This is a genomic window from Sphingobacterium kyonggiense (assembly GCF_039536825.1).
Classification (GTDB): Bacteria; Bacteroidota; Bacteroidia; order Sphingobacteriales; family Sphingobacteriaceae; genus Sphingobacterium; species Sphingobacterium kyonggiense.
Map to the genome: position 1 here is coordinate 27,594 of NZ_BAAAZI010000004.1, position 22,825 is coordinate 50,418.

Consider the following 22,825-nt stretch of genomic DNA (forward strand, 5'->3'; position numbering starts at 1 on the left):
TTTACCCGATAATTCAAAGAACGTATGGCGGTTTTCGCCTTACTGTTTGCCGCTTCGCAGTTCCTGCGCCAGTACGGCAATGCCCTTTTCCATGCTGCCGTACTTTTCGGCGTATTGCTGTACCCTGATCTTTTCGCTTTCCTCGGTGGAATAGGCCAGGTATTCTTCCGTAGAGGGTTCGTAGCGGTAGATCTTCATCACCTGCCCGCCCTGGTCTATCAATAGTTCGCGATAGTTCCGGCCCGGTTCGTTCGCCCTGTTGACGGAAAGTTGCAGGATCTTGGCCTTGTCGGACATGCCCATCACCTCCTGCAATCTGTCAAACTTGTTCATGAATTTGCGCATGTCCAGTAGCAGCTTGGTGTCGGACAGGTTGATGACCGTTTCCTTGATAATGGGGGAACTGATCAGGTCTTCTACTTCCTGGGTAATCAGCGCGGCGATACCGTTGAATTTCCTGACCGTTTTATAGAGATACTTTATAAATTCCGCCATACCGGACTTGGCAATGGCTATCCATGCCTCGTCAATGGCCAGTATCTTGCGCTGCCCCTTCAGCTTGCGCATCTTGGAAATAAAGAGTTCCATAATGATGAGCGTCACCACAGGGAACAGGATCGGATGGTTTTTTACATTGTCCAGCTCGAACACGATAAAGCGCTCGTTCAGCATGTCCAGGTTTTCCCTGGCATTCAGCAGGTAATCGTATTCACCACCCCTGTAATAGGGGTTCAGCACATATAAAAAATTGCCGATGTCAAAATCCCGCTCCTTCACGTCCCCGTCTTTCAATACCACCAGGTACTTTTCCATCAGGAAGTCGTAAAAGGAATTGAAGCAGGGAAAGATTTCGGGATTGGCCGCCAGGTCGGCATAGTACAGCGTAATGGCGTTGGATATGGCGACGTACTCGCTGCGCCGGAACGTTTCGTCCTCTTTTTTCCAGAGTGCCAGCAGCAACGATTTCAAACTTTCCTTTTTCTCGGTGTCCAGCACCTCGCCAGCGGTCAGGTAAAAGGGATTGAACCGGATGGGGTTTTCCTCGGTATAGATAAAGTAGTAACCGCCCAGCAGGTCGCAAAGTCCCTTGTAACTCCCGCCAATGTCGATGGTGACGCAGTGGGTTCCCTGCTCGTACAGGCTGCGCAGCATGTGGTTCATGGTCATGGACTTTCCCCCGCCACTACCACCGCAGACAAACAGATTGCGGTTTGTGACCGTACCGTTCTTCATGGGCTGATCGAACAGGTCGACCCATACCGGTGCACCGTACAGCCGTTCACCAAAGCGGATACCTTCTGCATCGGAACGGTAATTGGCATCGGGATTGAAAAAGCAGGCAGCCTGCTCCAGAAAGGTATCAAAGGTGTCGTTCATGGGGAAGTCTGCTGCATTGCCGGGCAGGCCTGCCCACCAGATCTGCGGCGCTCCATCGGTTTCCTGTTTACAGGTGGCATCCATTTTCGCCATTGCCGAGCCTACCTTGTTACGGATCTCCTGTAAAGCCCCGGCATCGTTTGTCCAGGCCAGTACATTGAAATGTGCCTTGACCGGCAGCCGCTGGGCACTGATCGCCTCGTTCAGAAAATCGCTTGTGGCATCCCTTGATATGGCATTTTCACGCGAATAGGCGGACAGGGATTGCAGGCGGAGCCTTTTCTTTTCCAGCCCTTTCAGGGTCTGTTGGGCATCGCCGATGAACACGTACTGGTTCAGGATATGGTTACAGTCCAGGAGCAGCCCCAATGTGGAAGCAAAGCCGATACTGAATTTGGTCTTATCGGTGCTGTAATTCTCATAGTTGATGCGGCTGCCGCACAGGGCGGGCAGGTCTTCCACGTCCGACAGGGTAAAAAGCTGGCAATGGCTGTCACCGACACGTATTCCGTCTTTCAGGTGGATGTCCTTCAGCACCGGCTTTTCACCGGCTCCCAACAGAAAGGCGTACTGTTCGATGATGCCCGGCATTTTACGGGTTCCCGCCAGTTCCTCATCGGACAGCCTGCGCAGGCTGACAAATCCGCTGTCCTTCAGGATACGCTCGAAACGGCCGGCACTGTCCATAAAATCACTGAACAGTGCCGGGTCAACGGTCTGCCGGGGCACAATGGACTTGCGCAGGATATTGCTGTAGGCCGATGAAGCTAATTTACGGCCGGAGGGCTTTTTGGTCAGGAAGAAATAGCAGCGGTGGTCCAGGTACGGCCTGCCGTCAAAAAAGCGGTCGCTGGAACCGGACAGAAAAGTAGTGTCCTGTTGAAATTCAGCTTTGTACCGGCTCCGGGTAAAGTAGTCCTGTTTATGGAAAATGCTGTGCCGGGGCAGTACGCGGATGGCCTTGACCATCGCCTGGTGATAGCTTTCGTAATCCTGTGCCGACAGGGTAAAGATTTCCGGAAGGCGGGCTTCATAGGCAATGGTGATGTCGCCCTGCGCCGATACGATGGCCCGGTGTTCCACCTTGCTGAGCGGCATTATTTTTTCGATTTCGATCATCATCTGTCCTTTGTTAATGCGGTGAATATTTTTCTTGAACTGAACTTGAGGTAGCGGGGCAGGCTGCGTCTGGCGAAGTATTTGAGTAGCCCGTACTGGCCGAAGCGGTGGCTGAGCCGGAATACGGTAAAGAACAGTCCTGAACCCAGGCCCAGGATCAGCGGCAGGATAACCAGTAGGCTTAGTCCTGAAATGTAGAGAACGGCAAAGCCGATGAGCAGCAGTACCAGTCCCACGGCCAGATAGCCGATGTACTGCGCCCGCAGGCCCTTAAATTCGATGGGCTTGTTGATGCCCTTGTTGATCTGATATATCGAAGACATGAGATATTAGATTTGAGACCTGTTAAATGCCGAAGAACGATTTGAGTACGGTTGCCACGACTACCAAAAAGATACAGGAACCGAACCATGCGGCGGCCACCTTGTTGGTATCGGGTTCTCCCGCATTCCACTTGTTAAAAACTTTTATGGCCCCGATGATACCGACCACTGCACCGATGGCATACATCAGGTCGGTGCCGGTGTCGAAGTAGCCTTTTACCTTGTTGGTGGCTTCCTGTATGCCCGCGTTTCCGTCCTGGGCGAACAGGGCAAGCGTGGAAAGTAAATGGTATGCACAGAGCGTGAAGGCCATTAGCAGCAGTCTGGCAAATTGTTGTTTTTTGGGATTATTGGTGTTGTTCATGATCTTTTTTTTAGGGTTGCACAGATGATTTAGAGGGTGTAGATTTGAATTACTCCCAGAGCCGGTCGAGTTCCTCGTCCGAGACAGGAAAAAGTACATGCTCCCGGATATACCCGTTCAGTGCCTGCTGCGACGGCGTACCCTTGATCTGCGGGTATCTGGCACTGACCAGCGCAAACAGCGAGATAAAGTCTTCTTTGGTACCATCCTCTTTTTCAAGGATGCGGAAAATGGTCTTCAGTTCCTCCAGCACATCGGGAACCTCGCCTAACCGGATGTCTCGGCCGGCATCCGGATCTTCCTCCTTAGCTGAAAAGCGGAGTTCGTCCATCGCTACGCTGCTTACGCCCTCGGGCTGCCGGGTACTGCCCATCAGCGTTTCCTCCCCGGGCTGCCCGATTTCTTCGTCCCATTCCCTGCGCAGAGGCTCCGGCTGCCTTTGTCGGGAAAACAGTTTTTTCACCCCGTTCCGGTAGTACAGCAGGATGACCACTGCATACCAGGCTACCGCCAGCAGCAGTGCGACAAGCAAAAATTGCTGCCATGTGAATTGTTGTAACATATTGCATTCGTTTTTACCTGCCGCTCCATTACGACAGGATTGACGGAAGCAAAGTTTGCCAGATCGCAAAACTTCTTATCCCATATGGGATATTTAGCTGGAAAAACAGCCCCGAAACACTCCGAAAAGCGGTTTTAAAAATCAGCTTCCGGGCTTCCATATGTCCTCGTCGTCCATCTGTTGCAGCAGTTTCTCCCGCATCTGGTCGGTAAAGTGCGTTTTGCTGAGGCGTTTGCGTTTTTTCAGGTCATCGAAGCCTTTTTTGGGGATACCCAGGTTGACACCAAAGAACTCGCCCAGCAGCCCGAAGAACTCCACGATACCGATATTGCCGCCCTCGACCTGTGCGTTGAGGTAAATGCCGTAGGCCAGCTCGATCAGGTGGATAACAGGCCCTGTCCACTGCACTTTTCTGCGTGGTTTGCCCTCTTTTACAGGCTGCAGTGCCTGCAACCTGCCCTCGATATGGCTATAGAGCATCTCTGCGGCACGGAAACGGGCAAAAAGGCAGCTCATGGGCGCAGCCTTATAGGCCAGCGGTTCGATAAGGACGGGCATCAGCACACTGCAGCGTCCGGGGTCTTTCCTGAAATACAGGTCATCCAGATCGTCCGCACCGAGCTTGAAATAAGTGTAATGGATGTGTTCGCTCTCCACTTCCTGCCGCAAACGCTGCTGGCGTTCCCGGTAAAATTTCTTCAGGGAACGCTTGTCCCAGTCCGGCAGGCTGGCTTCCAGCCGGTAAAGACTGGCCTGATAGACATAGAGGCTCTGGAAGGTGGGATAGATATTCTTGTAGTAGTCGATCTCCTGGCAGAGGCCGGCAAAACCGTTTTTTCCAACGAAACCGTCAAGTTCGTCTATGGAATGGGCAATACAGGCCAGCTCATCGGCCAGCCTGATATGTGCAGGCTCCTGCCGGGCCGCAATATCTGCAAGGCCGTCCCTGAGCCGGATAAATTCTCCGTCGCTGAATTTCTTTATCATAGTCCGGATTTTAGTAAACCCTGTCCGGTATGATGTATTTGTCCTTAATCCATTTCTCGCCGCAGGACAGGGAAAAGGTAGCTATGTTTCATAGGTCTGCGCATTGATGAAGAGAGCAAAATTCGGCTAAGGCGGCACAGGTGTCAATACGTCTTTAGGATGGTTATTGTACGCCTTATGTAGAAAAGGTAACGTTTAACCGCTATTTTTCATGGGAAATGCTGTACACCAATACGTGTACCAGCTCCATACGGCCAGCTGCCCCCGTCTTATGGAACATGTTTTCGATATGCTTCTTGACCGTACTTTCGGCAATAAAAAGCCTGTCGGCAATTTCCCTGTTGCGCAGTCCCTGGCGGATATATTGCGCAACCTCTTTTTCCCTCCCGCTCAAACCATAATGCACACAGTTTTCCTCAAAGTAAGGCGCATGTGCCATTCCCATTTCACGCAGTTCAGCAAGCTCCCTTTTCTCGGCAAGCTCATAGTTGAGCGACCGGTACAGCAAAAATACGCTGAGCCCAAGGAAACCCAGATTGGTAAACAGCGTTTCGGTGAGCTGCCCCCAGCCGAAATACACGACAGGAGCCAGAAACGCCCAGGGCATGATGGCTATATATGCCGCCAGTTCTTCGGTGAACAGGTGCCGGTTGCGGTGTTCACGGTAGGCAAAGCGGATGGCTCTGCCGATGCCTGCCAACAGCACCAAGGCATAGACCGTGGGGACGATATAACCGTAACGGTGGGTATATGCAATGTCCTCGTGGATGGAAAGGCCGACAACGAAAAAAGAAAAGTATGGAAGCAGGAGAAAGAGGGGTACGCCATAAACGGCGAGGAAGCGGAGTTTCTCCAGACCGAAAAACCGGTAAAAATAAAAGGGGAAATAGGACACGATCATAAACCCGAACGTGTTGACGATGATGTGCTGGACATAGATGGGCAAAGCGTAGCCCGGATTGGGCAGCAGTCCATTTACGAAGTTAAACCCGAGCAGGAGCAACAAAAGGATGATATACCCCAACCTTGTCCTGTCGTGGGGGCGTTGCAGGTAGAGTGCAGCCTGTGCGCCCAATATAATAAGTTCGATGATGATGGCCGCCAATGTGGCGGGGTGCATCTGTGTACAGCCTATTGTTGTCAAAGTGAAAAGTAGAAAGTAGAAAGTAAAAAATAAAAAGTTACAGGTTGATGTTTACACCAAACTCCCTGCGTATACGCCTGTCCAGGTGCAGCGAGTACCAGAACAGCAAAGCATCCAGTAGTATCAGCGAAATAATCAATATCGTTGTGTTCATGTCTTTATCTTTCTGTCTTCTGTAAAATTCTATACCGTCACATACTCCACCGCCAGGCGGTATTGCTCTTTTCTGCGCTGCGAAATGCGGGTTTCTTTCTTTACCTGCCTTAGCACCGGTGCTACCACGTTTACCCTTACTTCTTTGTGCAGGGCTTCATACTCTGCAATGCAATCTGCCAGTTGGGAAAGCAGTGCTTCGTAATGACTGAACCGTTCGCTTAGTGACTGAATGTAGGGTAAAAAGCCATCAGCGGACAAAGCAGCTTCTTCCGAAACTTTTCCAAAGTTCGGAACTTTGGAAAAGTTGGAAGAAGATACCGACAACTCCTTTAGTTGTTGCAGAGCGGCTATTAATGCCTGGTGCTGTCGCTTGCTGATGGCTTTCAATGTTGTTTTATTGTTGTGTTGTTATCATCTTATAAGGCACAAGAACCTTTCCCACTTAACCAACCCAGCATTCCTTCGCCATATGAGGCTGTTAATTAGCATATAATATTTCAGGAGATATTTCGTAATATTTATCTCCTAATTTTATAAAAAGAGGATGCTCTCCCCATTGTTCAATTGATCTAAGATAAATAGTGTAAACTCGTTTTTCTGGATAGGGAGAAATCATATCCGGATACAAAAAGAAGTTTTGGCTCCAATAGTCTTCGCCGCCATGCATTTTTACAAATTCCTGTGTTTTCCTATCCCTAAATTTAAAAGTGTAGGCTAATATATCGCTTCCCCCTGTAGGGATCTGTCTGTATTGTTCTTCTCCTATGTTGTTTGATACAGATTCCAAAGTTGCCAATTCTACAGTTTCGAAGTTCATATTTAACCCAAGCACTACAATATCAAGATCCTTAGGCAATAAATCTCCAGCATAATTTGCAATCTTAAGTCTCATAAATTCCGCCGGAGCGGCTTCTTCATCTGCTTGTCCATTAGGATCGAGAAAAGCTATCGGATCAGTTTCGGTAGGCTGAAACAGGTTAAACGTTTCGGGACTTGCGGGAATGATATTTACCGTTTTTCCTCCTAACACCTCGCCCGTCCTTTCATCGTAAAATTCAAATTTCCCTTCACCTTGGGGCACACGGACACGGCCATTAGTACCACTTTGTATCTCAATCGAATTACCATTGTACTTTATTTTAAGATGACCTGTCTGATAGCTTGCTGTTTGGCTTGCATCAAAATACACCTCACCAAATTCAGTATAGGGTTCGGTATAATCTCCTTTTTCGCAACCTGCGAAACTAAGCGCCAGCAGCAATAGTATTGACAGCCCTTTGGTTATTTTTATGTTCATATCTTTTTTGTTTTATTAGTTCTTAAAATTTGTAAGTAAATGAGAGCGATATATTTCTTCCGGTCTTTGCCCGGTAGGTTACACGGTCGTCATTTTCCCGCTCATAGGCAGTGGTGTTGCCATTTTTAAGTTTCATGGGAGCTCCTGTCGCATTAGGGTCATCGTGTTCATACGCATTGATGTTCTGGTAGAAAAGGATATACTCATCCAGCAGGTTGCTTACATCCAGTTTCAGTTCTGCTTTCCTTTTCAACAGTCGGGCGCTTACCTGTACGTCCAGCAGATTGCGCCCTTTTTCGTATTCCACTGATGCAGGATCTAAGTTGATGGTATTGCTGCGGTGTCCGGATTTATTATAGCTTGCCGTGAAGCCGAAAATATCATCCTGCCAGGCAATACCGCCGTTGATAACCCACGGAGCCTGCCCGTACAAGGGTCTGTCCAATTCGGGATAGCGCTCGGTTTCCCGGTTTTCGCCCGGCATGGGTACATCCTGTACCTCTACCTTTGATTTCAGCAGCGTTCCGTTACCGAACAAAGTGATGTTGTGCAGCCAGAGCTTATCGGCGATAAAACCCAACGATTTGCGGACTTCCATTTCCACGCCATAGTTTTTGGCTGCATACTGATTTTGAAAACGATACTGCCCATCCTGCACAAAGACCAGTTCGATAGGGTCTTTCATCTTTTTATAAAAGCCCGATATGGAAATAATTTCCCCGGCGGATGGATACCATTCGTAGCGCAGGTCGAAATTGTCCACAATGGTAGATACCACCTGTCTGCCGCTGATGTTAGCGTCCAGTTCAAAATCGTAGAAGCCAAAGTAGCCGCTTTCCCTGAAATCGGGGCGGATGGCGGTCTTGCTGTATGCCAAACGGGCGTTCATCTGCGGGGTAAGGCTATACGTAAGATTGGCAGAGGGCAGCAAGCGCCAGTCTTTCTCTCCTGTGGTAGAGAATAAAGCCCAGTTATTGTCTATTTCCCCAAATCTGCGTTTAATATATTCCTCCTGTCTGTTGGCAAGGTTGTAATGCTCTGCCCTTAAGCCATATACCAGGCGCAGCTTCTCGAAGAAACGTTGGTCTAACATCAGGTAGGGTGCATGTGTTGCCATGCTGCCATCAAACGCAGGGCCGTTCAGGTTATCTGCCCAATAGTAGGCCTGTCCTTTTTCTGCGCCCACACGGTCTGCTGATAGGATATCGCTGTACAATCCCTCGATAGGATTGAGGTTATCCTGAAAACTGGTAAAGGGTATCAGCTTGGTGACGCTTAGGGTACGTTGTTTGTTCCAGCCGCTGTAGCCCAGCTTAGCGGTGTTCTTGATGCGGTTGCCCAGCGTAAAGTCTTTGCTGAAAGACAATCCCCAGTTGTAATCGGTTTCCTTTACGTCCGTCCACATGCGGTAATCATAGTCACTGTCCAGACGGTTGGGGGTATAGATATTTGGGGTCTGAAAGTAGTCTACACCGCCAATAGTTTCCGAGCGCCTGTATTTCATCCTGCGCTGGTCTTGGTTCTGTTGCTTAATACGGGTAAGCCCCAGCGTATAGTCCAGCTTCACGCCGGTACTGCCCAATAGGTTCTGCCCCTCCAGTTTGTGCTGCCATACTGCGGTAGCCTGCGGGTCTTGAAACAGTTCACGATACTTCGCCTCGTTGCTTGCACCATAGTTGATGCGGTAGGTCTCGTTAAACTGGTCTTGAAAAATATGGGAGTACATGTTTTTTAGCACAATCTTAAAGCCGGTGCCCTGCAAGCCCATGTTCAGTGCCGCACCGATGGTGCTGTTAAAACGATAGGATGTACCGGGATTGTTTTCTTCACTTTCCATGTGATTGGTACTCGCTTCCTGCCCCCTCACATTGTTGAACGTTACTATGGTCTGCTGGTTGCGGTAGGTAGCACCACCTGAAAAACCAAAGCGCAGGTTGTTGTTGAGGTCATACACACGTCCCAACGATAGACGGGCATTCGAAAAAGGGATGGCCTTGTAATCTGCCACACGCAAGTCGGCGGCATTCAGCTTCCGGCTCTGTGCAATAGCATCTAAGCTGGTGTAGGGAATGTCGGAGCCGGGCGTCAGCGGTACATCGTTCCAATCCGTATATCCGGAAGGCGGTGTAGCGGGATAGTTGCCATTTGGTCCTAACGGTGGGGTGTGTCCATTCGTGTACCAATACCACGATTGTAGTCCGGCAGGTTCCTTACGATGGTTGCTCAGGCCGAGGTAGTCAGCACCCTTGCGTTCGCCAAGTGTATAGAAATTCTTTCCGGTGCTTTGGGTGTTCATCCCGGAGCCAATGGTCAGGGTAGTAAAGTTTTCGGTAGGTATATCCATCGTATTAACGATGACCTGCCCGCCGGAGAACTCTGCCGACATATCGGGCGTAGCGGTTTTGTTGACCACCACGCTGCTGACCAGCTCCTGCGGTACTACATCGAAGGAAAAATTCCTGCGGTTCATGCTGGTGCTGGGCAGTACAACGCCATCTACCATGGCTTGGTTGTAGCGGTCGCCCAATCCACGAACCACGACATACTTGTTGTCCACGGTGGTCACACCGCTTACCCTTTTGAGTACCTGCCCAATATTGTTATCGGGTGTACGGGCAATCTGTTCGGAAGAGATACCGTCCGTCACACTCGCTGCATTCTTTTGTTGAGCGTACAGTCCGGCAACGCTTTCTTTTTTGTAGTCTCCGGTCACCACTACCTGGCTGAGTTCATTGGTGGCAGGGTTCAGTACAATGTTGAGGTCGGTAGCCTGTCCGGCCTTTACCTCTACTTCGGTAATGCGTTTGGTCTGAAACGAGATATAGCTTACTTCTATGGTGTAGCTGCCGGGCATGAGGCTGAAATTGTATGTTCCGTCCACGCTGCTCTGTACGGCCTGGTTGGTCTGTACAATTTTTACGGATGCACCGGGTAGGGGCTCTCCACGGTCGTCTACCACCTTGCCGCTGATGCGGCCGGGTTGTTGGCGGGTGGCTTTGGGTGCAGCTCCTTTTGTCACAGCATTTGAAACCTTCCTGATGGTCACAATCTTATTGTTGACCGTATAATCAAAAGGCAGGTTGGAAAAGCAAAGCGACAGTACTTTATCAATATCCGCATTGCTGACATTGACCGTAACCTTTGATGCGGCATCAAAGATTTCCGCATCGTAAAAGAAATCATATCCTGTTTTTTCGCTTATCTCTTCCAGAATAACTGCCAGAGAGACATTCTGCTTGTTGATTGAGAGGCGTTGCCCATAGGTAGCAGCACTCAGCTGCATCATAAAACAGGTCATCAGTATTATGGTAAGTTTCATCACACGTATGAGCTGATAAAAATTGATTGTTATTTTTAATTTTTTTGGTGCTGCCGGTATGAATTCATACCGGTTTTCGCTGGCAGGCTTGCCTGCCCATGAATATTTCATATTTTTGTCTGATAATTTTGTTGTTTTTAAACTTGTTCACGCATTTTTTCAGACGACCTTAATTATCCGGCGGAGATGTTCGAGCATCTTCGCCTCTTTTTTTTCAGAGGTCATCGCTTTGGGAGGTAATTACTTTGTCACGATGATCCTCCTTTCTTTAAGCTGTACATTTATTTTTCCGGTAGCGGCAATCATGGCTACCACGGCAGACAGGGGTTGGCTGCGGGAGACCTTTCCGGTAAAGGTGATATTCGCCAGCTCGGGCGGACATGCTACTTCCAGGTCGTACCAGCGGGATATTTTGCGCAGGATGCTGCCGAGCGCTTCCCGCTGGAACACAAAATTGCCGTTTACCCATGCCAGCTCCTGCTTTATATTTGCCGGGGATACCATCACCGAGGTGCCAACGGCCGCCCGTTCACCGGGTTTCAGTACGGTGTAGCTGTTGTCTATTTCCGATTTGAGCCGGACGCTGCCCTCTACCAGTGTAGTCAGCTGATGGGCTTCATCGGCGTAGGCATTAACATTGAACACCGTTCCCAATACCTCTATTTCCTGTTTTTCGGTCTGCACAAAGAAAGGGATGCGCTTGTTGTTGCTGCCGGTTGCTTTGGCTATCTCGAAGTACACTTCCCCGGTCATTTTTACACGGCGTTCTTTTTCGCCGAAATGTACCGGGTAGCTGAGCGAGGATGCGGCATTGAGCATGGCTACCGAGCCGTCGGGCAGGGTGATGCGGTATTGCCCGCCTTTGGGTGTGGCGACCTTATTGAAAGCACCGGGTTTTATCGCGGCTGTACCGGTTGCCCGGTAAACGATTTCCCCGTCTGCGGTCTTCTCTACCGCCAGGCCTTCCTGCAGGGCTATCTCGCCGCGTTTGGCTTCTGAAAGTGAAACCGTAGATCCGTCGGCAAGGGTAAGCACCGCTTTTTCGCTGCCGGGAAGGATAGCTTCCTGCTGTGCCAGCTGCGCAGCGGGCGTGTGGACATTCGTCTTGTAGGTAAGCAAAGCAATACCCCCGGCCAGCAGCAAGACCGCTGCGGCAACCTTCATCCAGACTGCCGGCCTGAACCTGCTGCCGTGGACTGCCCCGTGATCGGGAGGGAGCTGTATGACCGTCTTTTTCCTTTGCTCAAATTCCCGCATGAATTTTTCCAGTCCGGGGCCGTCCGGGCTGGTGTCCTCCCGGGCCGGTAACTGATCCCATGCTTCGGCTATGCAGGCCTCTATATAGTCCTTGTCTGTATCCATGGACAGGTAGAGTTCTACCAGCTCCTGTTCATGGGGCTGACAGGCTCCCCTGAAGTAGCGCAGCAGTATTTCTTTTGGTGGTCGGGTCATTTTATCCATTGTTCTGAGGCAGTACCATCTGCCTTCTACTATAAACAATGCAAAAACGCTGTCCAGCCACTATATGAAAAGTGAGATTTCATGATTTATTAATATTCAGCCAGAATAGTTAATATGGGGTTAACACAAAGAAGGGATGGTTTTCCCTACAGAAACAGGGCTGTAAGGCTGCTGCATGCGAATAAAAGCAAGGCAGAGGGGCATTCTTTGAATTCTTCCCTGAAAACTTTCAGGGCGGCATTCATGTGATTGCCCACCGTGTTGACGGACAGGCCGGTATTGTCGGCAATCTGCTGCTGGCTGAGGTCCTGCTCCCGGCTCAGGCGGAACACCATTTTCTGTCGGGGGGTAAGCTTGTCCAATGCCGCCTGGTATTTGCTGCGGAGTTCCTGCATGCCCAGCTCCGGGTGTGCCACCGTTCCCAGATCCTCCGGTTCGATGTTGTCCAGAGGTTCGGTCAGCAGGACACGCTTGCGGGCATGTGCCACGATTTCCCGGCGCAGGATGCCGAACAGGTATTCTTCCGGCCGTGACACGTAGACGATGCGGTGCTTGTGCTGCCACAGCCTCAGAAAGGCATTCATGACCAGCTCTTCGGCATCTTCGGGATGCTGTACCATTTGCAGCGCAAAGGCGGACATCTGGTGGAAATAGCCGTCCACGACATGACGGAAGGCCTGTTCGTCGCCTTTCAGCCATTGCTGTATGTACTTGTCTGTTTCCTGTTTTGCCATGTCGGATAACGGAATTCCAACGCAAAATTAGCCAATAAGGGAGGGATGCCGAGATTATGTTTTGGTTAATTTATTGTTAACATTAAGAGGATATATGCTACATGGAAACGGCCTGCCCCGGATTTTCGTCCTCATCATCGCAGGCGGGCGTTTTTTCTGCTGCCTGTACGGCTTCTTCCGGTTCCTGCAAGGTATTGATCAGGGATAATTCCCGGTCGATAAGCTCCATGATGTCCCTTTTTATCTTTTTATAGTTTTCCTGTATGTCTTGCTCTGTTACCTGTTCGATAAGGGTGATAGGTTTATAAGCATCTTCCTCGGTCTTGATGGCCTTATGGTCGTTCTGTATCTCGCAATGGAACATTTTCAGGTTGATTTTCTGGTCGGGATTGTCGGCTACCATGCCCACAAACTCACCGGACGACAGGGCGGCAATCCTGGCGGACGGTATGGCGTCGCCCAACTGGGTTGCCTTGGTGGTCGAAGTATCGCTTCTGTTAATGGTCATGCTGTCTTTGTCCTGTACGATACGGCCAAAGTTTTCGGACAGCTTCTTGGCCGTATCGCCCGTTACCTGTCCGCTGAGGATATTGCCGACTATGCCGGTAATCACGTCCGCCTGCTCGGCCCCGTAATCTTTCTTTAGCTGGCTGAAATCCTGCACCGCCAGCGTGGTGGACACAAAATTGCTTCTGGCGGTTGCCAGCAGTCCGTCCACGCCCGATGCCCCGCCGACATAAATGGTAGGAAATTCGTCAAAGACCAGGCTGCTTTTGAGCTGTCCCTTGCGGTTGACCAGCTTGAGCATCCTTGATATGTACAGGGATAGTACCGCTCCGTAGACCTGCAATTTCTGCGGATTGTTGCCCATGCAGACAATCTTGGGCTCTTGGGGATTGTTGATGTCCAGCGTAAAGTCATTGCCCGAAAGTACGTAGTAGAGCTGTGGAGAGGACAGCCTTGCCAGCCCGATCTTTGCCGATGCAATTTGCCCCTCCAGCTGTGCCATCGCCTTGTTGTGGTAGGCGGATATAAAAGGGTTGATGAGTACCTTGATTTCCTCCTCTGTTTCGAGTATCGCAAAGAGCCGGTCGTAATCGGTCTGCATCAGCTCGATGACGTGGGGCAGGGTGCAGAGTTTTCCGTCCTCGTACCTGCACAGGTACCAGATAATGGCGGTCAGGAAGTTGATGGGGCTTTCGACAAAGAAGTCTCCCTGCTTTTTGATCCACTCCCTGTTCAGCCCCAGCATGATGGTGCGGCTGGCCTCGGTCGCATCGGTAATGTCGTCCATGCCGGCCGGATCAAGTGGATTACACCTGTGGGTACGGGTCAGGTCGTCAAAGTTGATGATGTAAAAGGCAGGTTTTACTTTGTAGTTCTTTTGGTACCGGAGCAGCTTGTTATAGGCAATCCTGGTGAGGTCGTCGTACTTAAAGTCGTACAGGAACATGGAAAAGCCCTTTTTGATGTGCTGGTCGATAATGTGGCGGATAACGAAGTAGGACTTCCCGGCTCCGGGCGTTCCGGCGACTAGAATGCCCCGAAAGGGGTTGATGATATTGATCCAGCTGTTGCGGATCTTTGATTTTAGCCGGTACTTTGCCGGTAGGTTGACGGAATATTCGTTTTCCAAAAGCCGTTCTTCCTGTGGAAAGGTCTCGTTCTCGGTATTGAAAGGGTCTTTGTTCAGCTTATTTTTTAACAGTCTTGACAGCTGGCCGCCACCCGTTAAGATCAGCATATAACCTGTGGCGGTCGTACCTATATATAATAAAGCTATGGCGGTGGCTGCTGCATGCAGGTAGAAAAACAGCAAGCTGATGAAGTAAAGCAGCAGGCCGGTGAGCAGGTAGGCGATAATGGGCCTGATCTGTATCTTTTCGTCCTTTTTGCCCTTGACGGCGACAAGGGAAACGAGCAGGCAAAGCAGGGCGGCGATCTTGGGCTTCCAGATGTCGTTGAACAGGCCTGTTTTTGCGATGTTTTCGTTGATGTGGTCGGTAATGTCCGCCGTAAGCCCCCATTGGCTGAATGCGGTGTAGCAGGTAATGTAAAAATGGATGGCAAGGATGAACAGGCTGATCAGCCGTGTGAAATCTATGATCTTGCGCAGTCCCTGGGTGTCTTCTCCGGTTTGCATAATGGTAGTATTGAGATGTGAGATGTGAGATATGAGTATTGAGATTTTGGCAGGACTATAAACTTTGTTCCTGCTGCTGATCCTGTTCAGGCAGCCGTTTTTTCTTCTTTTTCCGGCGTGGCACTCCGAGGCCGTAATCCGTTCGGGTTTTGTCGAGCAGGCCTTTGGTATGCTGTGCCGGTGTTTTTAGATAGGTCTTGGCGACAGTTCCTTTTTTGAGATATGTTGTCTGCGGGGGCGGCTTGAGGTAGGTTTTCTGCTCCGGCTTCAATGGTTTGTCCGTGGTGCCGAACCTTTCCATGATAGCCTTTGCGCCATAGCCCTTGCCCAGATCGCTGCCGTTGAATACGGTTTTGTTCCTGTTGTCGACGAATGTCAGGCCGTAGGTAAACCCCTGTTCGTTCTGGCGGAATGAGGCATGGATGTTATGCCCGGCAAGTTCCCTGATAAACGTTGCTTTGCTGAGGTCGCCATATTTGGCGAAAATGGCGTCAATAGCTGCTTTGAGCGGCTCTTTATAAGGCCTGCGCTTTTCCTTGCCCCGCCGGAACTTTTCTTCCAGATTGGCTAAAGTGGGTTTGCCGTAAATGGTGCTTGCCTTGATGGGGACACCGATTTTCTTTCCATTTTGATCTATAATACTGTATTGCAGGCCATTTTTTTGGTACATGAACGTGTTCTGGTTGCCACGATCTGCTGTAACGTTGAACTGTTTCAGGATGGCGTTCATTTCGGCAAGGGACGTAAATTTATAGGTGCGGATTACGGCGTTCACGATATTGGTAATACTTCTTTTGGTCAGGCTTTTGCCATATACGGCCTTTTCGATGTCGGCGGGTTTGATACCCAGTGCATTGCTCGCCTGCCTGCCCTCAGCCTGTACCAAACGATATTCTTTCTCGATCTCCTTTCTTGCGGTCTCGGACAGGGTGCGGCCTATGCCGTGGATGTCGATGCGTTCGCCGTCTGCTTTGATATTGGTGGTGGCGATGTGTATGTGGCTGTGGGCGGCATCGGTGTGCCTGTACACCAGATACGGCTGTTCGCCAAAGCCGATACGCTCCATATAGTCGGCGGCTATCTTTTGGAGCTGTGCATCGGACAACCTGTCCTGTGCATCGAAATTGAGCGAAATGTGGATGGCGTTGGTCTTTGTTCTGCTATTGAGCATGGTACGGCTCTCAAAACGTTGCGCTTTCTGCACAAGGCTCAACTGAGTGATGTCGGTGGCAAAGCCGCTGGACAGGATCAGCCGGGCCTGTTTTTCCATAACCTTGTCCTCGTTGTAGTGCAGCATCCCCCGGATGCTCTTGCCGCTGATTATCTTTGCAACCATTTTTCTGCGAGTTTGGAAATGATGGACAGGAGTTCGTCGACCCTGCGGTCTACTTCTTTATATAGCTCTGCGGTCTTTAGTGCGTAAAAGGCTCTTTCCTGCGGACTTGTGCTGGTGTGGAAACGGTGGGTCTGCTGGTTGATGTTGATGCCGATGGCTTTCAGTTCTTTGCGTATAAGTGCCATTTCCTCCATCGGGGCGTTTAATGATATGTCCCGGTAAAAGCAGTTGATTTTTTCGCGGGACAGGATCTTGCGGGTGACTTCGCCAACGCTCCGGCAGTCGCTTTCGTTTCTGATCTTTTCGAGCCTGTCAAAGGTCTTTTGGGTAACCCTTGTCCTTATGGGGCAGGTTAAAAGCTCCTGCTGGTTTGCAGCTTTTTTTCGTGACATGGTCTGCTCTTTTTGAACGTTCCCAGACTTCGCAAGTTCCGCCGCGAAGTCCCCGGCCGTAAGGACGGCAAGATGTTTTTGTGGACAAAAATACATCTTGCTGCTCGCCCACGCGGGCCAGAAAGCACCTAAACGAAAGTGCTCTTAAACGTTGGTTCATACTTTATTGATTGTTTGAAAACTCCTTTAAATGCCTTTGGCTAAGGTTGGGGTTTCTGCCCGGTTTCCGCTACCTTTTCCGGTTGGCTCAATGGGATGAACGAACGGAGCAATTGCCGGATTTTTTGCCGGGGTTGCTGCCGGACACGTTTGATCTTCGGATATAGTTTGCCTTTGAGATCGGGTATCTTTTTGCTTGCTTTCATAGCTTTTCGATTTGAATTTGATAAATCCAAAGGTTGCAAAGCTGGAACAGGGTTTATCCCATATGGGATATTTTGTCCCGCACATTTATTTTTCCCATATGGGATTTTGTGTCTTTTTTTCGGGGGATTATTGGGGTAAAAAGGAATATGGAAGATAATAAGGAACTGGCTATATATCAGCAGGATAATATAGAAAAAAAGAATAGCGATGTGGATAAAAACACTGAAAAACAGCATGATAATAGCGAAAAAATGCTTAAATTATTGGCTGAAGTTATGGTGCAGATCATCATTAGAGAGGTTTCTGTAGCCGCTCAGGACGACACGCCCATAAAGGCAGAGAACGTTTAATTTATCATTTTTTTATGAATGCAGTTACAGCTATGGGGATGATACCTAAAGTAGGTGTTGTCCCTGCCCGTAAAAGGGGAAAACAACAAGGAAAGGGGGACAGATGAAAGCGATGGGCTATGTGCGCAAGAGCACCAAAGACCAGTCCCATTATTCCCTCGACTACCAGAAAAAGAGCATCCGGGAATATTGCGAGCGGAACGGCGTGGAACTGAGTGACATCTACACGGATGACGGAGAGAGCAGCTATACGTTTGATCGTCCCGATTTCCAGGCTTTGGAGAAATTTATCCGTGAGAACAAACGGCAGGTAAAGTACCTCGTGATTTTTGACCATGACCGTTTCAGCCGTAACCTTGCCGAAGCGTTGCAGAAGATAGACCAATTGGAAAGGACTTTCGGGCTGACGGTACTGGCGGTAAACGAGCCGCTGGACATCGACACTTCTGATCCGGCGGTATTTATCCAACGAGCGTTCAAGTACCTTATGGCAAACCATGAGCTCCTTATGATACGCAAAAGGGCTAAAATGGGTATCCGGCAGGCTCAGGAGTCGGGACGGCACGTCAGCGGTGCGCCTTTCGGCTATATTAATGCCCGTGAGCCGGGCGGTAAGGGAAAACTTGTCGTGGACGAGAGCAGGGCGTTTATCGTACAGCGTATCTTTAGGGATTACCTCAACGGTGTTCCGCATTACATCATCCATAAGGAGGCGAAAAAAATCGGTTTCACCTTAACAGGTAACGATTCGGTTGCAAGGGTATTGGGTAACTGTCTGTACGCTGGTCTGGTTAAAGTACCGGCTACCCCGAAACAGCCCGAACGTATCATTAAGGGTTTGCATGAGCCAATCATATCAGAGGAACAGTATTGGATGGTGCAGGAGATGCTGACGACCAACAAGCGTAAGGAACAGCAGAAGCCGAAAGAGGATTTTCCATTGAAAGGGCTATTGCAAAGCCCATGCTGTGGGGGTAAGATGACCGCCGGATGGAGTAAGGGCAACCAGAAAAAATACATTTATTACCGTTGTATCAAGCACAGCAACGTAAATATCTCCGGCAAGCTCCTGCATGAGAAATACGAGCGAATGGTGAGTTTTCTGAATTTGCGGCAGGACGATGTTGACAGGATAGTCTCCTACGTGAAAGATGAACTCAACAAGGAACTGGACAACCGTAAAAAACAGGAAAAGGTGAAATTGGAACAGCTTGTGGAAATCGAAAGGAAAATAGACCGTCTGGAAGAACGCATGATAAACGAGGAGCTTGAAGTCTCTACCTATAAAAAGTACATGACCAGGTTTAAGGCGGAAAGAGGGCAGTTGGTGGACGGCATCAATTATCTCAAACAGGGTGCGGAAGACCATTACCAACAACAGTTGCTCGTATTACCTTATCTGCTCAATCTGACGGCTATCTTTAAAAAGTCCTCTATCGCGGTACAGCACAGCATTATGCGGGAAATGTTCAAACATGGTCTGACCTTCAGAGAGGGGGCATTTAGAACAACTTGGATCAACCCCGTATTCGAGCATAACTTACTGATACTCAAAAAAGAAGGGCTGCTCTTTTTGGAGCAGCCCAATGATGATCCGGGAAAAATCCCGTTACGTCGGGGTGGCAGGATTCGAACCTACGACCTCCACATCCCAAATGTGGCGCGATACCGGGCTACGCTACACCCCGAAATGGTATCACCTTTGTTTTGTGTGGCACAAATATACGGCGATTTTTATTTTTGTCAAGTCTTTTTTAATAAAATTTTATAACCTTCTCATTTATTGATTCTTATTTTATAACAAGACTTCCAAACCCCAATCCCCAAAAATTATTTTACATTTCTTAAGGATTCCAATGGAATAATCCCTACTTTTGCACGCATTGAATAAAAAGGAAAATATTTTCAAAAAGTATTTCCATATTTAAAAATAAAGCTGTAATATTGCATTCCGATTTTTACAGGTTAAATATCGTTATTAATTACTCAGAATCATGGATTTAGTAAAATTTGTAGAAGAACAAGCGGTAGTAAAAAATGAAATTCCCGCTTTCAAAGCAGGAGATACCATCAGCGTTCATTATAAAATTCGCGAAGGAAATAAAGAGCGTGTACAGGTGTACCAAGGTGTGGTTATTCAGTTAAACAGTGAAGGTGTTAACGCTACATTTACCGTTCGTAAAATCTCAAACGGTGTGGGTGTTGAACGTATTTTCCCTATAAACTCTCCTAACATTGAAAAAATTGAAGTAAACAGCGTAGGTAAAGTACGTCGTGCGAAATTATTCTATCTTCGTGGACTTACCGGTAAAGCTGCTCGTATCAAAGCTAAAAGATAATCGAGAAAAACTTCTTGTAAAAGATATTTTAGGGCTTGACATCTGTCATAGCCCTATTTTATTTTCTACTTACCTAACCCAACTCTACCAAAAAAATCCTGAGCCATTTATCATAACCCAGGATTTCAATACCATCTATTTAAGAGACTAGTTGCGAATCACAACTGGCTTTGTCCCCATAATATCATCAATCTTTTGCTTCACTTCTTCGGTCATCAAAGGGAGAACCTCCAAAGCTTTTAGATTTTCAGTCAACTGATCTACTTTAGTAGCTCCCAATATAGCCGTAGTTACATTTGGATTACTAATACACCAAGCTATGGATAGCGTTGGCAATGACACACCCAATTCATTGGCGAAGTCTCCCAAAGCTTTTACACGGTTGATCTTATCCTCTACCACAGCGCGGTCTTTTAACCATTCGTAACCTTCCAAAGACATTCTTGACCCCTCTGGAATACCATCATTGTATTTACCTGTTAAAATACCAGATGCCAAAGGACTCCAAATGGTCGTTCCCATGCCTACATTTCTGAAGATTGGTGCATAATCCACTTCTAATTTACGTCTGTTGAACAAATTGTATTCAGGCTGTTCCACCGCAGGACCTTCCAATCCTAAATCCTTAGCGATCATATGCGCCTCCATGATTTCGGCAGCAGTCCATTCACTTGTCCCCCAATAAAACACCTTACCCTGTTGAATTAAGGTATTCATGGTGCGAACCACCTCTTCCATGGGCACATTCGCATCCGGACGGTGACAATAGTACAAATCCAAATACTCCACTTGCAGGCGCTCTAAAGCCTCGTGGCAGGCTTCCATTAAATGTTTTCTACTCAAACCATGTTGGTTTGGTTTCTTATCCTCTCCTTTCCAACCAAAATAGGCTTTGCTGGACAATACATAAGAAGATCTATCCCAGTTAAGCTTTTTCAAGACACGACCCATCATTTCTTCCGATTGGCCGGCTGAATACACCTCTGCATTATCAAAAAAATTGACACCTGCCTCATAAGCTTGTGTCATTAATCTTTCATTGGTATGGTCATCGGTTTGTCTTGCGAAAGTAACCCACGAACCAAAGGACAGCACACTAAGTTGCAATCCTGATTTACCCATTCTTCTATATTCCATATGATATGTTCAATTTATGATTAAAGTTAAAGCAATTCTATGTTATTTGAAGGTAAAAATTGAGATAAAATAGCAGGCAGTGCAGGTTTATATTCTCCTTGAAGTTATCGCAGAGGCATTTAACAAATTGATCCCAAAAGCATAAACTCAAAAATATTGCTAGGAATTTTTTTTATCCTAAATCTAATAAAAATTCATACCTTTGTATCCCGTACATAGAGCATTTGATCGCACCTAATTTTGATCAAAAATCTTTAGAAATCCATATATTGCTATGACTAAATACATCTTTGTTACGGGCGGCGTAACTTCGTCGTTAGGGAAAGGTATTATTGCAGCCTCCCTTGCCAAGCTTCTCCAGGCACGTGGTTTTAAAGTAACCATCCAGAAATTTGACCCGTACATCAACATCGATCCAGGAACACTTAATCCGTATGAACATGGTGAATGCTATGTTACAGAGGATGGAGCAGAAACTGACCTTGACTTAGGTCACTACGAGCGTTTCTTGAACGTACCTACCTCTCAAGCCAACAACGTGACAACAGGCCGTATCTACAGCCACGTTATTGAGCAAGAGCGTGCAGGAGCATACCTTGGAAAGACTGTTCAGGTCGTTCCACACATTACCGATGAGATTAAACGTAGAATGTTGTTACTTGGTCAATCCGGGGAATACGACATCGTCATCACAGAACTTGGTGGTACTGTAGGTGATATCGAATCGCTTCCATTTATTGAGGCGGTGAGACAATTACGTTGGGAGTTGGGCAATAACGACTCTTTGGTGATCCACCTTACCCTTGTTCCTTACCTAGCTGCAGCTGGTGAGTTGAAAACAAAACCTACGCAACATTCTGTTAAAACCTTATTGGAATACGGTGTACAACCGGATATTTTAGTGTGTCGTACTGAGCACAAATTGAATAACGATATCCGTAAGAAGTTAGCCCTATTCTGTAATGTAAATATCAATGCGGTTATCGAATCCATCGATGCACCGACCATTTACGATGTTCCTTTGAACATGCTGAAAGAACAATTGGACAAAACAGTATTGGCTAAATTGAAACTTTCGACTAAAAACGAACCTAACCTGGAACAATGGAAAGCATTCTTAGGTAGATTGAAAAACCCTACAGATGAAATCAACATTGGTTTAGTTGGTAAATATGTAGAACTTCCAGATGCTTATAAATCCATTGCTGAGGCCTTCATTCATGCTGGCGCAAGCAATGAGACTCGTGTAAAGGTAAAATACATTGCGGCGGAGAGTGTGAACCAAGAGAACGTATCGGAGAAACTAAATGGTCTTGATGGCGTATTGGTAGCACCGGGTTTTGGAGAGCGTGGTTTAGAAGGTAAATTAGAGACTATCCGCTTCGTGCGTGAAAGCAAGATCCCATTCTTTGGTATCTGTTTAGGGATGCAATGTTCGGTAATCGAATTTGGACGTAATGTTTTAGGTCTTAAAGGAGCGAACAGCTTCGAGATGGACGATAAAACGCCACATCCGGTTATCAATTTGATGGAAGAACAAAAGAACATCACCAATATGGGTGGTACGATGCGTTTGGGAGCTTATGATTGTGAAATCAAAAAAGGCTCTAAAGCATTCCATATTTACGGGAAGACCAAGATCTCCGAGAGACACCGTCACCGTTATGAGTTCAATAACGATTATTTGAAAGATTACGAAAAGGCCGGTATGATTGCCTCCGGATTCAATCCAGACACTGGATTAGTGGAAATTGTGGAGTTGAAAGACCATCCTTTTTTCGTGGCTGGACAATTTCACCCAGAATTAAAGTCAACAGTAGTAAATCCTCACCCACTTTTTGTTAGCTTTGTAGCCGCTGCTTTAGCGCATAAGAAAACATCGCAGTTAAAGAACACGACGAAAGAATAGTAAACAATAA

19 protein-coding genes, 1 tRNA gene and 1 pseudogene are annotated in these 22,825 nt (G+C 48.0%); 4 read left to right on the forward strand and 17 right to left on the reverse strand.

Going from position 1 to position 22,825, the window contains the following annotated elements; genetic code table 11:
- Positions 1 to 39: 39 nt before the first annotated feature.
- From ABD676_RS01250 to ABD676_RS01315, 14 genes are all read right to left on the reverse strand, one after another.
- Complete coding sequence (locus ABD676_RS01250) at positions 40 to 2,496, reverse strand: TraG family conjugative transposon ATPase (RefSeq protein WP_344673444.1); 2,457 nt, start codon at positions 2,494 to 2,496, stop codon at positions 40 to 42.
- Positions 2,496 to 2,819, reverse strand: coding sequence for a DUF4133 domain-containing protein (locus tag ABD676_RS01255; RefSeq protein WP_344672857.1), 324 nt, complete (start codon positions 2,817 to 2,819; stop codon positions 2,496 to 2,498). Before ABD676_RS01255 ends, ABD676_RS01250 begins: the two co-directional genes overlap by 1 nt.
- Before the next feature lie 22 nt (positions 2,820 to 2,841).
- The gene (locus tag ABD676_RS01260) at positions 2,842 to 3,132 is read right to left on the reverse strand and encodes a DUF4134 domain-containing protein (protein ID WP_344673445.1); all 291 of its coding nucleotides are present in this window, start codon (positions 3,130 to 3,132) and stop codon (positions 2,842 to 2,844) included.
- A 100-nt stretch (positions 3,133 to 3,232) separates the two neighbouring features.
- Positions 3,233 to 3,745 carry a hypothetical protein gene (locus ABD676_RS01265; RefSeq protein ID WP_344672858.1) on the reverse strand — a complete coding sequence of 171 codons (513 nt, stop codon included), beginning with the start codon at positions 3,743 to 3,745 and terminating at the stop codon, positions 3,233 to 3,235.
- A 141-nt stretch (positions 3,746 to 3,886) separates the two neighbouring features.
- On the reverse strand, positions 3,887 to 4,732 hold the full coding sequence (locus ABD676_RS01270) for an RteC domain-containing protein (protein ID WP_344672859.1): 846 nt from the start codon (positions 4,730 to 4,732) through the stop codon (positions 3,887 to 3,889).
- 202 nt (positions 4,733 to 4,934) lie between these two features.
- Positions 4,935 to 5,852 (reverse strand): helix-turn-helix transcriptional regulator, encoded by a 918-nt coding sequence (locus tag ABD676_RS01275; RefSeq protein WP_344672860.1) that lies wholly within the window; start codon positions 5,850 to 5,852, stop codon positions 4,935 to 4,937.
- A gap of 207 nt (positions 5,853 to 6,059) precedes the next feature.
- The gene (locus ABD676_RS01280; RefSeq protein ID WP_344672861.1) at positions 6,060 to 6,419 is read right to left on the reverse strand and encodes a hypothetical protein; all 360 of its coding nucleotides are present in this window, start codon (positions 6,417 to 6,419) and stop codon (positions 6,060 to 6,062) included.
- A gap of 91 nt (positions 6,420 to 6,510) precedes the next feature.
- Positions 6,511 to 7,329 (reverse strand): hypothetical protein, encoded by an 819-nt coding sequence (locus tag ABD676_RS01285; protein ID WP_344672862.1) that lies wholly within the window; start codon positions 7,327 to 7,329, stop codon positions 6,511 to 6,513.
- Positions 7,330 to 7,351: 22 nt separating this feature from the next.
- Complete coding sequence (locus ABD676_RS01290) at positions 7,352 to 10,759, reverse strand: TonB-dependent receptor domain-containing protein (protein WP_344672863.1); 3,408 nt, start codon at positions 10,757 to 10,759, stop codon at positions 7,352 to 7,354.
- A gap of 129 nt (positions 10,760 to 10,888) precedes the next feature.
- Positions 10,889 to 12,109, reverse strand: coding sequence for a FecR family protein (locus ABD676_RS01295; protein ID WP_344672864.1), 1,221 nt, complete (start codon positions 12,107 to 12,109; stop codon positions 10,889 to 10,891).
- Positions 12,110 to 12,255: 146 nt separating this feature from the next.
- Positions 12,256 to 12,843, reverse strand: a complete 588-nt coding sequence (locus ABD676_RS01300; protein WP_344672865.1) for an RNA polymerase sigma factor — start codon at positions 12,841 to 12,843, stop codon at positions 12,256 to 12,258.
- A gap of 97 nt (positions 12,844 to 12,940) precedes the next feature.
- Positions 12,941 to 14,986 carry a conjugal transfer protein MobC gene (mobC, locus tag ABD676_RS01305; protein ID WP_344672866.1) on the reverse strand — a complete coding sequence of 682 codons (2,046 nt, stop codon included), beginning with the start codon at positions 14,984 to 14,986 and terminating at the stop codon, positions 12,941 to 12,943.
- 55 nt (positions 14,987 to 15,041) lie between these two features.
- Positions 15,042 to 16,322 (reverse strand): relaxase/mobilization nuclease domain-containing protein, encoded by a 1,281-nt coding sequence (locus tag ABD676_RS01310; RefSeq protein WP_344672867.1) that lies wholly within the window; start codon positions 16,320 to 16,322, stop codon positions 15,042 to 15,044.
- Positions 16,307 to 16,714, reverse strand: coding sequence for a mobilization protein (locus ABD676_RS01315; protein ID WP_344672868.1), 408 nt, complete (start codon positions 16,712 to 16,714; stop codon positions 16,307 to 16,309). The genes ABD676_RS01310 and ABD676_RS01315 overlap by 16 nt, the downstream gene beginning before the upstream one ends.
- A gap of 512 nt (positions 16,715 to 17,226) precedes the next feature.
- On the opposite strand from ABD676_RS01315, the gene ABD676_RS01320 reads away from it, so the two are divergent.
- Positions 17,227 to 17,430, forward strand: a complete 204-nt coding sequence (locus ABD676_RS01320; RefSeq protein ID WP_344672869.1) for a hypothetical protein — start codon at positions 17,227 to 17,229, stop codon at positions 17,428 to 17,430.
- 112 nt (positions 17,431 to 17,542) lie between these two features.
- Positions 17,543 to 18,271: pseudogene (locus tag ABD676_RS18180) on the forward strand (recombinase family protein); the annotation flags it as partial.
- 108 nt (positions 18,272 to 18,379) lie between these two features.
- Here the strand turns inward: ABD676_RS18180 and ABD676_RS01330 are convergent.
- Together ABD676_RS01330 and ABD676_RS01335 are read right to left on the reverse strand one after the other, a co-directional pair.
- Positions 18,380 to 18,799, reverse strand: coding sequence for a hypothetical protein (locus ABD676_RS01330; protein WP_344672871.1), 420 nt, complete (start codon positions 18,797 to 18,799; stop codon positions 18,380 to 18,382).
- A gap of 245 nt (positions 18,800 to 19,044) precedes the next feature.
- A tRNA-Pro gene (locus ABD676_RS01335) sits at positions 19,045 to 19,118 on the reverse strand.
- Between the two features lie 306 nt (positions 19,119 to 19,424).
- Between ABD676_RS01335 and rplS the strand changes: the two genes are divergently transcribed.
- Complete coding sequence (gene rplS, locus ABD676_RS01340) at positions 19,425 to 19,769, forward strand: 50S ribosomal protein L19 (RefSeq protein WP_344672872.1); 345 nt, start codon at positions 19,425 to 19,427, stop codon at positions 19,767 to 19,769.
- A gap of 147 nt (positions 19,770 to 19,916) precedes the next feature.
- Here the strand turns inward: rplS and ABD676_RS01345 are convergent, their stop codons facing one another.
- Complete coding sequence (locus ABD676_RS01345; protein ID WP_344672873.1) at positions 19,917 to 20,906, reverse strand: potassium channel beta subunit family protein; 990 nt, start codon at positions 20,904 to 20,906, stop codon at positions 19,917 to 19,919.
- A 274-nt stretch (positions 20,907 to 21,180) separates the two neighbouring features.
- Here ABD676_RS01345 and pyrG point away from each other — a divergent pair, with 274 nt between their 5' ends.
- On the forward strand, positions 21,181 to 22,815 hold the full coding sequence (pyrG, locus tag ABD676_RS01350; RefSeq protein ID WP_344672874.1) for a CTP synthase: 1,635 nt from the start codon (positions 21,181 to 21,183) through the stop codon (positions 22,813 to 22,815).
- Positions 22,816 to 22,825: the final 10 nt, after the last annotated feature.